This is a genomic window from Citricoccus sp. K5, from assembly GCF_902506195.1.
Classification (GTDB): Bacteria; Actinomycetota; Actinomycetes; order Actinomycetales; family Micrococcaceae; genus Citricoccus.
The window spans coordinates 2114216-2128817 of record NZ_LR732817.1 but is presented as its reverse complement, the minus strand read 5'-3'; the positions used below and the strand labels follow the sequence as shown (position 1 = coordinate 2128817).

The following is a 14602-nucleotide window of genomic DNA, read 5'->3' as shown; positions in this document are numbered from 1 at the left end:
TCCCTACGATGGTCAGGTGAAGACCTCATCCCGCCCGCGCCCGTCCGCCGCTGCTCCCACGGCTGTCCTGACCGCTGTCCTGACCGCTGTCCTGGCTGCGGCACTGACGCTCACCTCCTGCACCACGCCCGCCGGCCCGGACGGCAGCAGCGGGGGCACGACGCCGGCCCCCGGCTCCGGCACGGACGGCACCGGGGGTGCCGGGGGAGCGGGTCAACCAGAACCCAGCGCCCTGGAGCTGGCCCTGGATGGTCCCTCGGCGGACCTGGAGGCGGCCGCGGCTGAAGCCGTGGCCGGAATGGAGACCGCCGAGATGGCCGGGCAGGTCCTGGTCGGCCAGCTTGGGGCGGCGGGGACCGATCCGGCCTCGATCGAGGAGCTGAACCTGGGCGGGATCATCGTCATGGGAGACGCCGTCCCGGTGGCCGCGGACGGCACCCATGGTGTGGAAGCCCTCAAGACGCGACTGGCCGAGACCCAGGAGGCGCTGAGCGCGAACCGGGACTGGACCGGGATCATCAGCGTGGACCAGGAGGGCGGGCTCGTGGCCCGGATCAAGGAGCCGCTGGTGGAGTGGCCCACGCCGATGAGCTACGGAGCCGCAGCCGCCGGGATGGCGGGTGCGGAGGGCGCCGACGGTGAGGACGGTGGCGAGGGCGAGAGCGAGGGCGAGGACACCGCAGCCCAGCTCGCCACCGACGGCCACGCCCTGATGGGCGCCCAGCTGGCGGAGCTGGGTTTCACGCTGGACTTCGCACCGAGCGTGGACGTGACGATCGGCGCGGGCGATCCGGCCATCGGCGCACGGTCGTTCTCCTCCGACCCGGAGACCGTGTCCACGCTCGGCACCGCGGCCACCGCCGGGTTGCTGCACGCCGGGGTGCTGCCCGCGCCGAAGCACTTCCCGGGCCACGGCTCCGTCACGGATGACTCCCACGTGACCGCCCCCGTGCAGGACGCCTCCGTGGCGGACCTGGAGGCCCGTGACTGGCTGCCGTTCCGGGAGCTGCTGGGTGGGGACCAGTACACTCCGATGGTGATGATGGGGCACGTCATCGTGCCCGAGTTGGAGCCGGACGTTCCGTCCTCGGTGTCCGCACCCGCCTATGAGGCCCTGCGTGGCGTGGCGGGCTCGGACGCGGAGCCGTATGCCGGCGTCGTGGTGACCGACGCACTGAACATGGGCGCCCTCGTGGAGCGGTACGGCGCGAACGAGGCCCCGGTCCGGGCGCTGGCGGCCGGCGCCGACCTGCTGCTGATGCCCTCCGATCTGCCGGGGGCCCGGGACGCCCTGGTCGAGGCGGTGGACGCCGGCGAGGTCCCGGCCGAGCGCCTGGAGAAGGCCGCCGAGCGGGTGGTGACCATGCTGATGTGGCGGGATCATCTGGCGCAGGAACTCGAGGAGGCGACGGACGAGGAGAAGCAGCAGGCCGGCGTCGGGACCATGAACGGGACAGAGAACGGGACGGAGAACGGGACGAAGAGCGGGACAGGGGCCGGCCCGGAGCAGGTCTCCCGGGACCTGTCCGCGGCGGCCATCACCGTGGTGGACGGCGCCTGCGGCGCACCGCTGGTGGAGGACTCCCTGCAGGTCACCGGCGGCAACGAGATCGACCGTGCCCGGCTGGCCGAGGCCGCTGAGGCCGCCGGGCTCACGGTGGGCGCCGGCCCCGTGGTGACCCTCGTCGGCAGCGCTCGCGGGTCCGGCCAGGGGGACGTGGTGGTCGCCCTGGACGCGCCGTTCGGCCTGGACCGGTCCTCGGTGCCCGACGGCGGCGCGAAGGTCGCGCTGTACGGCCGCACCCCCGGCGCTTTCGAAGCCTTGGTGGCCGTCCTGACCGGCGAGGCCGAGGCGCCCGGGGCATTGCCCGTCGAGGTGGGGGACTGGCCCGCCGGCACCGGTTGCTGAGTGAGATCTGCATCACTTCCCGACATGTAGCCGCAATAAGCGACGAAGTGCGTGACCTAATCACCTAAGGTTAGGCTTACCAAATGCAGGGGACCGGGGACGAGGATGTCTCCGCCACGCCTGCGCTCGCAGCACTGCACTTCCCAAGGAGTTCCACTCGCATGCAGATCACGAATCGACGCCTCGGCCTGGCCGCCCTGGTGACCACTGCCGCCCTCGCCCTCACCGCCTGCGGTGGCGGTTCTGAAGCCGAGACCACTGACAGCTCGGCCTCCGCCTCCTCGAGCGCCTCGGGCTCGGCCGGCGCCAGCGCTGAAGCGCAGTCCTTCCCGCTGGAGATCGAGGACATGGCCGGCAACCAGGTGACCATCGAGTCCGCCGATTCGATCATCGCCACGGACAACCGCATCTTCCGCACCCTCGAGGACTGGGGCGTGGAACTGTCCGCCGCCCCGCTGGGCCTGATGAACGAGGGTACCGTGGACTACCCGTCCGACGACTCGATCATCGACCTGGGCAGCCATCGCGAGCCCAACATGGAGGGCTTCGTTGAGGCCGAGCCGGACCTGGTCCTGAACGGGCAGCGCTTCTCCGGCCAGACCGAGGCGATCAAGCCGCTGATCGGTGACGCCGCCTTCCTCGACACCAACGTGGTGGAGGGTGAGCCGTTGGAGAGCGAGCTGCGCCGCCAGACCACCCTGCTGGGTGACATCTTCGCCAAGCAGGCTGAGGCCGAGGCCCTGGTCGCCGACTTCGACGCGGCCATCGAAGAGGCCAAGGGTGCCTACGATGCCGAGCAGACCGTCGTCGGGCTCATCGCCACCGGCGGCGACCTCTCCTACGCCGCCCCGTCCACCGGCCGCGCCATCGGCCCGGTGTTCGACATGCTCGGGCTGACCCCCGCGCTGGAGCGTGAGGGCTCCACCAACCACCAGGGTGATGACATCTCCGTGGAGGCCATCGCCGAGGCCAACCCGGACTGGCTCCTGGTCATGGACCGCGACGCCGCCACCTCCTCCTCCGAGGAGGAGGGCTACCAGCCGGCCGCCGAGCTGATCGAGGGCTCCGAGGCGCTGCAGAACGTCACCGCGGTGAAGGAAGGCAACATCGTCTACCTGCCGGAGGACTTCTACGTGCACGAGGACATCCAGAACTACACCACCTTCCTCACCGAGCTCGCCGAGGCCTTCGGCGCCTGATCCTTCCGGGCGTGGCACGAAAACGGCCACGTCAACCAGGAGATCAACACCATTCGGCCCGGATGTGACGGGCGGGCTCAACCGCCCGCCCGGCGCATCCGGGCTGAGCCGTGAAGCGCCGAGGGGTCATCCGACCACCGAGGCACGACGAGGGAACGCCACCTCCGGCTGACCCCGACAGGGACACCAGTGACAGCACCATACGAACACCGGAACCCGGAGGCCCAGACGGCCCCGCTGGGCGCCGACTATCAGACCGTCCATCCCGGGGGCCATGACGGCCTGCCCCCGGAGGCAAGCGGAACCGGCCGCCGGCCGTGGCGCACCGCGGGGCCGCTGCTCATCGGGGTGGTCCTGACCCTGGGCCTGATCGTCGCCTCGCTGTTCGTCGGCGTCTACGACATCGCCACTGCCGAGGGTGGCTGGGAGATGTTCTTCATCACCCGCGTCCCACGGACCATCGCCCTGGTGCTCGCCGGCGCGGCCATGGCCATGTCCGGGCTCGTCATGCAGCTGATGACTCAGAACCGCTTCGTGGAGCCGACCACCACGGGCACCACCGAGTGGGCCGGCCTCGGGCTGCTCGTGACCATGCTGGTGGTCCCCAGTGCCACGATCTTCGACCGCATGCTCGGCTCGATCCTCTTCGCCTTCATCGGCACCATGGTCTTCTTCCTCTTCCTGCAGCGGGTGACGCTGAAGTCCTCGCTGATCGTGCCCATCATCGGCATCATGCTCGGCGCCGTGGTCGGGGCCGTCTCCACCTACCTCGCCCTGCAGACGGACATGCTCCAGCAGCTGGGCATCTGGTTCGCCGGCTCCTTCACCGGGGTGGTGCGCGGCCGGTATGAGCTGCTCTTCATCGTGCTGGCCGTCGGCATTCTCATCTTCCTCCTGGCCGACCGGTTCACCGTGGCCGGCCTCGGCAAGGACATCGCCACCAACGTCGGTTTGAACTACAACATGGTGCTGCTGACCGGCGTCTCCATGATCGCGATCGTCACCGGCGTGGTCACCGTGGTGATCGGTGCCCTGCCCTTCCTCGGGCTGATCGTGCCCAACGTGGTCTCCATGTTCCGCGGGGACAATCTGCGTACCAACCTTCCCTGGGTCTGCCTCGTGGGCATCTGGGTGGTCATGGTGTGCGACATCGTCGGCCGCGTGGTCATCATGCCGTTCGAGGTCCCGGTCTCCCTGATCCTCGGGGTGGTGGGCGCCGTCGTCTTCATCGGTCTGCTCGTCAGGAGGCGCACGCATGTCTGAGAACACCTCCTCCGACGGTCGGATCCTGACCGCACCGGCCACCGGTTCGGTGACTGACCCGGCCGAAGCGCACGGTCCCGCGCCGGCCGAGGCACCGGCCGGCGTCGGGCCCGGGGATTCGGCGCAGCGAAGCCGTCCCCAGCGCCAGTCCGGGCCCTTCGGGGAGCCCAAGCACCGCCGTCGCTACCTCTGGCTGGTGGGCGGGCTACTGGTGCTCGCGGCGCTGGCGACCTACGGCAACCTCGCGTGGGACAACCCCATGCCACCCGGATCCGAGGGATTCTGGATCATCGCGAAGCTGCGCGTGGAGTCGATCGTGGTGATGCTGGTGGTCGCCGTGTGCCAGGCCGTGGCGACGGTGAGCTTCCAGACCGCCACGAACAACCGCATCATCACCCCCTCGATCATGGGCTTCGAGTCCCTGTACACGGTGGTGCAGACCGCCGCCGTGTTCTTCTTCGGTGTGGCCGGTGTGACCATGGTGGTCGGGCTGCCGCAGTTCTTCCTGCAGGCCGGGCTCATGGTGGTCTTCGCCGTGCTGCTGTACTCGTGGCTGCTGTCCGGGCGCTTCGGCAACATGCACATCATGCTGCTGGTGGGCGTGGTGCTCGGCGGTGGGCTGGGCGCGCTGTCCACGTTCATGCAGCGCGTGCTGGATCCCAACGAGTTCGACGTGCTGACCGCACGGCTGTTCGGCAACATCTCCAACGCCCAGACCGAGTACCTGCCGTACGCCATCCCGATCGTGGTGGTGTGCGCGGCCGTGCTATTCATCCGGGCGCGGCGGCTGAACGTGATGTCGCTGGGCCAGGACGCCACCAACAACCTGGGGCTGAACCACAAGCGCGAGACCATGATCGTGCTGACCCTGGTGGCCATCCTCATGGCCATGACCACCTCCCTCGTGGGGCCGATGACGTTCCTCGGCTTCCTCGTGGCGACGCTGGCCTACCAGTTCACGGACACCTACGACCACCGGCTCATCCTGCCCGTGGCCGTGCTGATCGGCTACACGATCCTGTCCGTGGCCTACTTCGTCCTCCGGAACATCTTCTACGCGGAAGGCGCCGTGACCATCATCATCGAGCTGGTCGGCGGCCTCGTGTTCCTCATTGTCATCATGCGAAAGGGCCGACTGTGATCACACTCGACGGCGTTCAGAAGAGCTACGGCGACGAGACCCAGATCGGGCCCGTCAGCGTGGAACTGCCCCAGGGCGGGATCACTGCATTGGTGGGCCCCAACGGTGCCGGCAAGTCCACCATCCTCACCATGATCGGGCGGCTGCTCAAGGTGGATGCCGGGCAGATCCAGGTGGCCGGGCAGGACATCGTCAACGCCCCGTCCAAGGCCGTGGCCAAGATCCTGTCCATCCTGCGCCAGGAGAACCACTTCGTGACCCGGCTGACCGTGCGGCAGCTGGTGGGCTTCGGGCGGTTCCCCTATTCCAAGGGCCGGCTGACGGCGGAGGACGAGAAGTACATCTCCGAGGCCATCGACTTCCTCAACCTGGACAAGCTGGAGAACCGCTACCTGGATCAGCTCTCCGGCGGCCAGCGCCAGCGCGCCTACGTTGCCATGGTGTTGGCGCAGAACACCGACTACGTGCTGCTGGACGAGCCGCTGAACAACCTGGACATGCAGCACTCCGTCCAGATGATGAAGCAGCTGCGCCGCGCTGCTGACGAGCTGGGCCGCACCGTGGTGATCGTGCTGCATGACATCAACTTCGCCTCCCGCTATGCCGACTGGATCCTCGCCATGAACGACGGCAAGGTCACCGAGTTCGGCACCCCGGAACAGATCATCACGGACGAGGTGCTCACGCGGGTGTTCTCCACGCCGGTGCGCGTGATCGAGGGGCCCGAGAGCCGCCTGGCTGTCTACTACTGATCCCCTCCGATTCCGTGGGTGGTCAGTTATCGTGGCGGTCGCAGGGCAGACCGGCGCACCAACTGACCACCCAGTGGGCCTGGAGGAGACCTCGGGCGGTGAGTGGTCAGTTGCCGTGGCGGTCACGGGGCGTTTCGGCACGCAACCTGACCACTCATGATGCGGTGGAGCCCCGTCTTCGCCGCACTCACGACTCCATAGCTCAGTACTCCACTGCTGTCCGGTTACGTCCGTGCGTCCACATTTCGTTCCGCGTGATCAGCGTGAAACGCGGCGGCTCATCAGGCTGGCTTCATGCCCCCTCAGAAGCGACCTCTGCCGGACCAGATCCCGTCAATCTTCTCGACGCAGCAGGTGCTCGCCGAGGGCTTGAAAGCACAGCACCTGCGGCATCCCGATCTTGAGGTGGTCAGCCGAGGCATCCGTCGGCGGTCATCCATCCCGCGCGATGACCTGGCGCACCTCGCGGCGTTGCAGGATATCCACGGCATGGGCGTGTTCACCCACGAGACTGCCGCGGCTGTCTGGGGGATGTGGCTGCCCCCGTGGTGCAAGCCCTTCGACCCGGTCCACGTGGCCAAGGCTCGTGAAGCCGGACCGCGACCTCGCCGCAAACGGGTCCAAGGTCATCTGCTCCCCACGGACGCCGTCATCCAGCGCGTCACGGGTGTTCGTGTGACCGAGCCAGCCTGGACGTGGGTGCAACTCGCTGGAACGGACCTGAGCCTGGAGCATCTCGTGGCTGCGGGAGACAGCCTCCTGCAAAGCAGCGACGGACCGACGGCCGAGCGCGAGCCGGGTATGCATCCGCTGTCGTCGATCCAGAACATCAAGGATGTCATCACCAAACGGACGAAGGTGAAGGGGATCAGACGTGCGCGGCAGGCAGTGGAATTGCTGCGGGAGGGCGCGGACTCACCACAGGAGAGCCGGCTGCGGATCCGGATCGTCGACGCCGGATTCCCCGAGCCCGTGGTCAACCCGGAGGTTGTCCTGTCCACCGGAGAGCGGGTCCCTCCGGATCTGGTGTGGGAAGACGTCAAGATCTGTGTCCAGTACGAGGGAGACCACCATCGCAGTGACGCAAAGCAGTGGGACCGGGACATCCAACGTGATCGGAGGATGCAGTTCGACGGGTGGATCGTCCTGAGGGTGACGAAGCAGGTCTTCACCCCTGGAGGCTGGGACGCCTTCGTCAGGGATCTGCGGCGGTCATTCGCCTCGCGCGAGCTCGGGCAGTGAGCCTCTGCGCACCACAGTCCCCGTGGGTGGTCAGATCCTGTGGCGGATGGCCGGTGATAGGCCACGGTAAGTGACCACTCAGCGTGGGGTGTCACGCAGAGGATCGACGACCACGGCCACGCGGTCCTCGCCGATGCGAGTCAGCACCAGGGTCGCGTGGCGGCTCGCGCCCTTGCCGCCCTTGCCGCCCTTGCCGCCTTTGCCCTGGCCGGACATCAGCAGCCGCCGCAGCTCCTCGGGCGTGACATCCACGCCGCGCTTCTTGATGTCCAGCCGCCCCACGCCGGTCTCCTTGACCCAGCGCCGCAGGCCCTTGACCTTGTACGGCATGACCTCCAGGACTCGGTAACCCGTCGCGAAGGGAGTCTCCACGGCATCATCCGCGCAGAAGTACGCGATGTGCTCGTCCAGCAGCCGCCCGCCCACGGCGGTGAACTCCCGGTCGATCAGGTCCGCGACGAGCCCGGCGCGGATCACAGCCGGATCGGGTTCATACAGGAAGCCGGTGAGTCCCTCCGCCCCGGCCACGGGAACGGTGGGGGAGTCTCCGAAGTCGGCGGCGGAGGACAGCTCAGCCGGAGACCTGCCACCCTCAGCGCCCGACGCCGGCCCCGCGCCTCCCGCTGCCGGCCCGCCGTCACCGCCGGTCGCCACAGAGCCGCCACCCAAGACCAGCGCCGACCGGCGGACTCCCGGGCGGGCCAGCGCGTTGAACCACAGCACCGCCTCGGTCAGGGACCCGTCCACGGACACCCACTGTGCCTCGCAACCGGCCGGCACGGAGTCGTGCGGCAACGCCGGCCCGAGCTTCACGCCCATGGGCGCCCCGGTGTCCGCCAGCCGTTCCACGAAGGACAGGGGAGGGGAGAAGGCCTCGGGGTCGAAGACCCGGGAGGAGCCGGACGAGGACACCACGCGTCGGGCCGGGTCGAGCCAGAACCCCTCGGGTCGTGCGCTGGTGACGGCCGCACCGTCCCCACCGGACCCGGCCAGCGCCGCCAGCCACTCCTCGGCGTCGGCGCAGACCACGGACGCATTCGGGAACGGCATGAGGTTGATCGTCGCGGCGGCCGCCACCGTCTCGTCCCGCTCCACGGCGGTGACCTCCAGGTCGAGTGCGGCCAGGGCCATGGAATCGGCGCCGATCCCGCAGCCCAGGTCGGCCACGGAACCCACGCCGGCGGCAGCAAAACGCCCGGCGTGCAACGCGGCCACATTCATCCGCGTGGCCTGCTCCAGACCGGCCCGCGTGAAGACCATGTGCCCGGCGAACGGCCCGAACTTGGCCGCGGCCTTCGAACGGAACTTCAACTGGGTCAGCACGGCCGAGACCAGCTCCGGTGCATGCCCCTCGCCCCGCAGGCGAGTCGACAGTGTCAGTGCCTCAGACTCCCGGTAGCCCTCCAGCGAGTTCAGCAACGACCACCCCTCCGGTGTCAGCACGGGCATGAGCACCGTCTCCTCCTGCGTGGAGTCCGTTGCGGAGGCGCGTGCCGGACCGCCTGGAGCGGGGTGGGTGGAGTGAGGGTCATGCGAGGAGGAAGCCACGGATCCACGGTACCGGCAGGCCCCGCCCGGCAGTCCACATGTCCACCCGCCGCCGCGGGCCCACCGGTAGGCTGGAACCATGCCTGACCGTCCCGCCTCGCGCCCTCCGTTGCCTCACTCTGCGCGCCCGGACCAGGACCGGCCGGATCTGGACCATGACGGGGACGGTGAGCCGCGCTTCGACTTCTTCGGTCGCTTCGAGGACGAGCACCGGGACACGAAGCACCGGCAGGACGGGTACGACGACGGCCCCCACCATTTCGGTGACCTCGCCTCGGGTGCGGGCCGGGCCGACGTCGGGCGTGATTCCCGCGCCTCCCTGCAGGCGGCGACCGCACCCCTGTGGTGCAAGATCCTGCTGTACGCGTCCATGGCCGTCGGCGTGGTGGCGGCACTGCTGCTGATCGTCACCGTGATCGCCCAGGTCTTCGTGGCCGGGACCTTCACGCTCGGCGGCGGGGACATGCTCTCCGACTCCGAGGCGGCGGATGCCATCCGCCGGGACGTGGTCTGGGTTCCCCTCGCCGGACCGCTCATCGTGCTCGGTGCCGCGTTCGCGGGACTGTGCGTGGCCGCCGTCGGGATCTTCCGGGCCCGCCGGAACGCCTGACCGTCTCGTGTGGCGGACTCCATGGTCAGCCGACCACGCTCCTGTCCACGACGTCGCTCTCTGGCACTCACCTTGACCGAGTGCTAAACCCGGCCTAGAGTCATTTCTGGCACTCCGGGGCACCGGGTGCTAAGCCTGAAGGACCTGCCATCCGGCTCCCGCGACGACGGTTGGCCAGCCTCCGGCGCACAACACCATCCATAGACGCTGGCTGCCCGCACGCTCGGGTGGCCCACCCAAAAGAAGGAGAGTACAGACGTGTCTGTCTCTATCAAGCCCCTTGAGGATCGTATTGTTGTCCGTCCGCTGGAAGCCGAGCAGACCACCGCTTCCGGCCTGGTGATCCCGGACACCGCCAAGGAGAAGCCGCAGGAGGGCCAGGTCGTGGCCGTCGGCGCCGGCCGCATCGATGACAAGGGCAACCGCATCCCGGTCGACGTGGCCGAGGGCGACGTGGTCCTGTACTCCAAGTACGGCGGCACCGAGGTCAAGGTCGGCGGCGAGGAGTACCTCGTGCTCTCCGCCCGCGACGTGCTGGCCATCGTCACCAAGTGACTCTTCGCCGGACCCGAGCGTCCGGCTGACGCGCCCAGGCCCGGCCAGGCACCTGAGCCGGCCGGGCCTGCGGGCGTCCCGCGCCGCCGTCGTCCGTGGTGGTTCTGAACCGAACCAGCGCACGACGCCGGCCGCGCACCTTGAGCTTTTCCCCGCAGTTTTCATTGGAATTCGCAGATTTCCTCTACGAAAGGAGCTTCGTTCATGGCGAAGCAGCTTGCTTTCAACGATGAGGCCCGCCGCGCACTGCAGGCCGGTATCGACAAGTTGGCCAACACCGTCAAGGTCACGCTCGGCCCCAAGGGCCGCAACGTGGTCCTCGACAAGTCCTGGGGCGCCCCGACCATCACCAACGATGGCGTGACGATTGCCCGTGACATCGAGCTGGATGACCCGTACGAGAACATGGGCGCCCAGCTGGCCAAGGAAGTGGCCACCAAGACGAACGACGTGGCCGGCGACGGCACCACCACCGCCACCGTGCTGGCCCAGGCCCTCGTGAACGAGGGTATGCGCCAGGTGGCCGCCGGTGCCGCCCCGAACGAGATCAAGCGCGGCATCGAGGCGGCTGTGGCCGCCATCGACACGCGTCTGGGCGAGAACGCCGTGGATGTCTCCGGCAACCAGGTGGCCGCCGTGGCCGCCATCTCCGCCCAGTCGGACGAGATCGGCGAGCTGCTGGCCCGCGCGTTCGACACCGTCGGCACGGACGGCGTCATCACCATCGAGGAGTCCTCGACCACCTCCACCGAGCTGGTCATCACCGAGGGCATGCAGTTCGACAAGGGCTACCTGTCCCCGTACATGGTGACCGACGCCGAGCGCCAGGAAGCCGTCCTGGAGAACCCCTACATCCTGCTGAACTCCGGCAAGATCTCCAACGTGCAGGAGTTCCTGCCGCTGCTGGAGAAGGTCCTCCAGGCCAACAAGCCGCTGTTCATCATCGCCGAGGACGTAGAGGGCGAGGCCCTGTCCACGCTGGTGGTCAACAAGATCCGCGGCACCCTGAACGTCGTGGCCGTCAAGGCCCCCGGCTTCGGTGATCGCCGCAAGGCCATGATGCAGGACATCGCCACCCTCACCGGTGCGCAGGTCGTCTCCCCGGACCTCGGCATGAAGCTGGACCAGGTCGGCCTCGAGGTGCTCGGTTCCGCCCGCCGCGTGACCGTCACCAAGGACAACACCACCATCGTCGAGGGCGCAGGCTCCGCCGATGAGGTGGCCGGCCGCGTCTCGCAGATCCGCTCCGAGATCGAGAACACCGATTCGGACTGGGACCGCGAGAAGTTGCAGGAGCGCCTGGCCAAGCTGGCCGGCGGTGTGGGCGTCATCAAGGTCGGCGCCGCCACCGAGGTGGAGCTGAAGGAAGCCAAGCACCGCATCGAGGACGCCGTGTCCTCCACGCGTGCGGCGCTCGAGGAGGGCATCGTGGCCGGCGGCGGTACCGCGCTGATCAACGCCCTGACCGCCCTGGATGAGGACGAGGCCATCAAGGCCCTGTCCGGTGACGCCGTCTCCGGCGTCGGCATCGTCCGCCGGGCTCTGGTCGAGCCGCTGCGCTGGATCGCCCAGAACGCCGGCGAGGACGGCTACGTCGTCACTTCGCGCGTCGCGGAGCTGGAGCCGAACTTCGGCTTCAACGCCAAGACCGGCGAGTACGGCGACCTGCTGGCCGCCGGTGTCATCGACCCGGTCAAGGTCACCCGCTCCGCTCTGCTCAACGCCGCGTCCATCGCCGCGCTGGTGCTGACCACCGAGACCCTGGTGGCGGACAAGGTGGCTGACGAGGACGAGAAGTAACCTCGAGTCCCGCCTGAGGTCCAACGCAGAGGGGCCCCGGCATGCATCGCGCATGCCGGGGCCCCTCTGTGTTGTCCGGCCGCCTCGCGGCAGCCGGAGCCGGCTCGGGCGTCAGGTGGCGTCAATGGACGCGGCTCCCTGCGGGGTTGTGGCCTCGAAGATCTGACCATTGGCCGGGAAGCCCGGCACTGCGCTGGGCTTCGCGTATCCGGTGGCCCAGCGATGGCTGAGCCGCTGGTCGTCGATCTCCACTCCGGTCCAGTGCATCGGCAGGCCGGCAGCGGTCTCCGGGTGGGGCCGATCCATGAGCTGGACGTGGAGGTGCGGCTCGGAGGTGTTCCCGGTGTTGCCGACCTGCCCGAGCTGTTGCCCGGTGTCCACGCGGTCGCCGGCGCGGATCACTGCAGAGCCCTGCCGCAGATGCGCGTACGCCGCATAGGTGCCATCGCCGTGTTGGACGATCACCCGGTTGCCCAGGATGTTCCGGGCCCCACCGAGGACGCGGAGGAAACCCTCCAGGGTCAGCATCCAGATCAGGGTGGGCCAGGAGTCGCGGGCCCGGTGGTCCCGCACCTGGCCGGTCACGTGGACCACCGTTCCGGGGGCCATGGCGAAGACCGGCGCCCCGTAGCTCGGGAAGTCCTCGGGTTTGCGCCCGCGGAGGGACCAGCCCAGGGATGGGACTGTGTCCGTGGCCTCGTCCGCGGCTTCTTGGACGAGGTCCACGGCATACATCTGCCCGTGGGCACGCACCCCGTGGCTGGGGACTTTCGAACCTGGGCTGTTGCAGGCGATCCACCGGCCGCGCACGGGAACATGCACGGTGACCGGCTTCGGCCGTTGCGCCGGTGGACGCACGCAGAACAGCAGCAGGGGAACCACCATGCACACCAGGGCCCACAGGCGGGGGACCGGCGCCACGGACATCACCACCACCATGAGGATGAAGAGCCGGACCCACCAGGTCTGCCATCGGGCGATAGCCCGTCGGAACGTGCCGCCGCCCCCCGGAGTGCTGGTCGGCATCAGGTCTGGTCAGACGCGGTTCTCTGCGGACTCATGAGTTCCACAGTAACGGCCGTAGACGTCCGGCCCACAGCGACCACCGGGTCACTCAGGCGCGGGACGACTCGCTCTCGCGCTCCGCACCGGTGCCGGCGCCGCCGTCGTCATTGGTCTCCAGCGGGGCCTCATCATCGGCGAGCAGGTTGCCGCCGGTGCGGGACGCGTTGTACTTCTCCTCATCCAGGATGCCCTCCTGCTTGGACACCAGCGCGGGCACGAGCGCCTGACCCACCACGTTCACGCCGGTGCGCCCCATGTCCACGATCGGGTCCACGGCGAGCAGGAGCCCGACGCCGGCCAGCGGCAGTCCCAGCGTGGAGAGGGTGAGCGTGAGCATCACGACGCCGCCGGTGGTGCCCGCGGTGGCCGCGGAGCCCAGCACGGAGACGAGGATGATCAGCAGGTAGTCGCTCCAGGCCAGGTCGATGCCGAAGAACTGGGCCACGAACATCGCGGCGATGGCCGGGTAGATCGCGGCGCAGCCGTCCATCTTGGTGGTGGCGCCGAGGGGGACGGCGAAGGAGGCGTAGCCGCGGGGGACGCCGAAGTTCCGCTCGGCCACGCGCTGGGTCACCGGCAGGGTGCCGATGGAGGAGCGGGAGACGAAGCCCATCTGGAAGGCCGGCCACATACCCGTGAAGTACTGGCGGATGGACAGCCCGTGGAACTTCGCGAGCAGCGGGTAGACGACGAGCAGCACGATCGCCAGGCCCACGTAGATGGCGGCCACGAACTTGGCCAGCGTGCCCATGGTGTCCCAGCCGTAGGACGCCACGGCATTGCCGATCAGGCCGACGGTGCCGATCGGGGCGATGCGGATGATCCACCACAGCACCTTCTGGATGACCTCCAGCATCGAGGCGGAGAAGTCCAGGAACGGCTTGGCCTTCTCGCCGAGCTTCAGGGCGGCCACGCCCACGGCGATCGAGATGACCAGCACCTGCAGCACGTTGAAGCTGACGGAGGTGGACAGCGAGCCGTCCTCGCCGGCGGTGGTGCTGGCCGAGAGCCCCAGGAAGTTGGACGGGATCAGCCCCTGCAGGAAGGCCCACCAACTGCCGGTATTGCCCTCGTACTCCGGCGGCGCGGACTGTCCGGTGCCGACACCTGGCTGCATGACGGCGCCGAGGACGATGCCGATGACCACGGCGATCAGCGAGGTGATGGCGAACCAGAGCAGCGTCTTGGCGGCCAGCCGGGCAGCGTTGGTCACCTTGGCCAGGTTGGCTATCGAGGCGACCACGGCGAAGAACACCAGCGGCACGACGGCGGCGCGCAACAGAGAGATGTAGCTGGAGCCGAGCACCTCCAGGGTGGTGCCGAGGCCGTTCGGGGTGTCCGCCGTGTGCCCGGTGGAACGGGCCGTGAGGCCCAGGACCAGGCCGAGGACCAGGGCGGCGAGGATCTGCACGCCGAAATTGGTCATCCAGCCGGGCAGGCGCCGGGTGGGCGACGGCTGGACAGGTTGGCTTGCGCTGGAGGTTGCTGGAGTACTCACCGGCCTAGCGTAGACCTCCT

At 68.8% G+C, this 14602-nt stretch carries 12 protein-coding genes; 9 read left to right on the top strand and 3 right to left on the bottom strand.

Annotated elements, in window-relative coordinates; translation table 11 throughout:
• Positions 1-16 precede the first annotated feature (16 nt).
• From BOSE125_RS09410 to BOSE125_RS09385, 6 genes are all read left to right on the top strand, one after another.
• Positions 17-1909, top strand: a complete 1893-nt coding sequence (locus BOSE125_RS09410) for a glycoside hydrolase family 3 N-terminal domain-containing protein (protein ID WP_236557906.1) — start codon at positions 17-19, stop codon at positions 1907-1909.
• Between the two features lie 161 nt (positions 1910-2070).
• Complete coding sequence (locus BOSE125_RS09405) at positions 2071-3108, top strand: siderophore ABC transporter substrate-binding protein (RefSeq protein ID WP_159551995.1); 1038 nt, start codon at positions 2071-2073, stop codon at positions 3106-3108.
• A 282-nt stretch (positions 3109-3390) separates the two neighbouring features.
• Entirely contained in the window at positions 3391-4371 is a 981-nt protein-coding gene (locus tag BOSE125_RS09400; protein ID WP_371300770.1) for an ABC transporter permease, read from the top strand.
• On the top strand, positions 4364-5512 hold the full coding sequence (locus BOSE125_RS09395) for an iron chelate uptake ABC transporter family permease subunit (protein WP_159551993.1): 1149 nt from the start codon (positions 4364-4366) through the stop codon (positions 5510-5512). Before BOSE125_RS09400 ends, BOSE125_RS09395 begins: the two co-directional genes overlap by 8 nt.
• Positions 5509-6264: an ABC transporter ATP-binding protein gene (locus tag BOSE125_RS09390; protein ID WP_159551991.1), complete on the top strand. Its 756-nt coding sequence runs from the start codon at positions 5509-5511 to the stop codon at positions 6262-6264. The genes BOSE125_RS09395 and BOSE125_RS09390 overlap by 4 nt, the downstream gene beginning before the upstream one ends.
• Before the next feature lie 294 nt (positions 6265-6558).
• Positions 6559-7506, top strand: coding sequence for a hypothetical protein (locus tag BOSE125_RS09385; protein WP_159551989.1), 948 nt, complete (start codon positions 6559-6561; stop codon positions 7504-7506).
• A 78-nt stretch (positions 7507-7584) separates the two neighbouring features.
• Here the strand turns inward: BOSE125_RS09385 and BOSE125_RS09380 are convergent, their stop codons facing one another.
• On the bottom strand, positions 7585-8955 hold the full coding sequence (locus BOSE125_RS09380) for a class I SAM-dependent methyltransferase (RefSeq protein ID WP_159554995.1): 1371 nt from the start codon (positions 8953-8955) through the stop codon (positions 7585-7587).
• Positions 8956-9133: 178 nt separating this feature from the next.
• Here BOSE125_RS09380 and BOSE125_RS09375 point away from each other — a divergent pair, with 178 nt between their 5' ends.
• The 3 genes from BOSE125_RS09375 to groL all read left to right on the top strand — a co-directional run bounded on the left by BOSE125_RS09375 (position 9134) and on the right by groL (position 12019).
• Positions 9134-9664, top strand: coding sequence for a hypothetical protein (locus tag BOSE125_RS09375; protein ID WP_159551987.1), 531 nt, complete (start codon positions 9134-9136; stop codon positions 9662-9664).
• Positions 9665-9922: 258 nt separating this feature from the next.
• Complete coding sequence (gene groES / locus BOSE125_RS09370; RefSeq protein ID WP_115931766.1) at positions 9923-10219, top strand: co-chaperone GroES; 297 nt, start codon at positions 9923-9925, stop codon at positions 10217-10219.
• A 204-nt stretch (positions 10220-10423) separates the two neighbouring features.
• Complete coding sequence (gene groL, locus BOSE125_RS09365; RefSeq protein ID WP_159551985.1) at positions 10424-12019, top strand: chaperonin GroEL; 1596 nt, start codon at positions 10424-10426, stop codon at positions 12017-12019.
• A 111-nt stretch (positions 12020-12130) separates the two neighbouring features.
• On the opposite strand, the gene BOSE125_RS09360 is transcribed toward groL, so the two are convergent.
• Both BOSE125_RS09360 and BOSE125_RS09355 read right to left on the bottom strand, forming a co-directional pair.
• The gene (locus tag BOSE125_RS09360; protein WP_159551983.1) at positions 12131-13045 is read right to left on the bottom strand and encodes a M23 family metallopeptidase; all 915 of its coding nucleotides are present in this window, start codon (positions 13043-13045) and stop codon (positions 12131-12133) included.
• Between the two features lie 88 nt (positions 13046-13133).
• A complete protein-coding gene (locus tag BOSE125_RS09355; protein WP_159554993.1) occupies positions 13134-14510 on the bottom strand; it encodes a dicarboxylate/amino acid:cation symporter in 1377 nt (458 codons plus the stop codon).
• Positions 14511-14602: the final 92 nt, after the last annotated feature.

Bases quoted from the DNA above. Each gene is read 5' to 3' on its own strand.
- BOSE125_RS09405 (WP_159551995.1), top strand. From the start codon at position 2,071: ATGCAGATCACGAATCGACGCCTCGGCCTGGCCGCCCTGGTGACCACT.
- BOSE125_RS09395 (WP_159551993.1), top strand. From the start codon at position 4,364: ATGTCTGAGAACACCTCCTCCGACGGTCGGATCCTGACCGCACCGGCC.
- BOSE125_RS09385 (WP_159551989.1), top strand. From the start codon at position 6,559: ATGCCCCCTCAGAAGCGACCTCTGCCGGACCAGATCCCGTCAATCTTC.
- BOSE125_RS09380 (WP_159554995.1), bottom strand. From the start codon at position 8,955: ATGCCCGTGCTGACACCGGAGGGGTGGTCGTTGCTGAACTCGCTGGAG.
- BOSE125_RS09375 (WP_159551987.1), top strand. From the start codon at position 9,134: ATGCCTGACCGTCCCGCCTCGCGCCCTCCGTTGCCTCACTCTGCGCGC.
- groL (WP_159551985.1), top strand. From the start codon at position 10,424: ATGGCGAAGCAGCTTGCTTTCAACGATGAGGCCCGCCGCGCACTGCAG.
- BOSE125_RS09360 (WP_159551983.1), bottom strand. From the start codon at position 13,045: ATGCCGACCAGCACTCCGGGGGGCGGCGGCACGTTCCGACGGGCTATC.
- BOSE125_RS09355 (WP_159554993.1), bottom strand. From the start codon at position 14,510: ATGACCAATTTCGGCGTGCAGATCCTCGCCGCCCTGGTCCTCGGCCTG.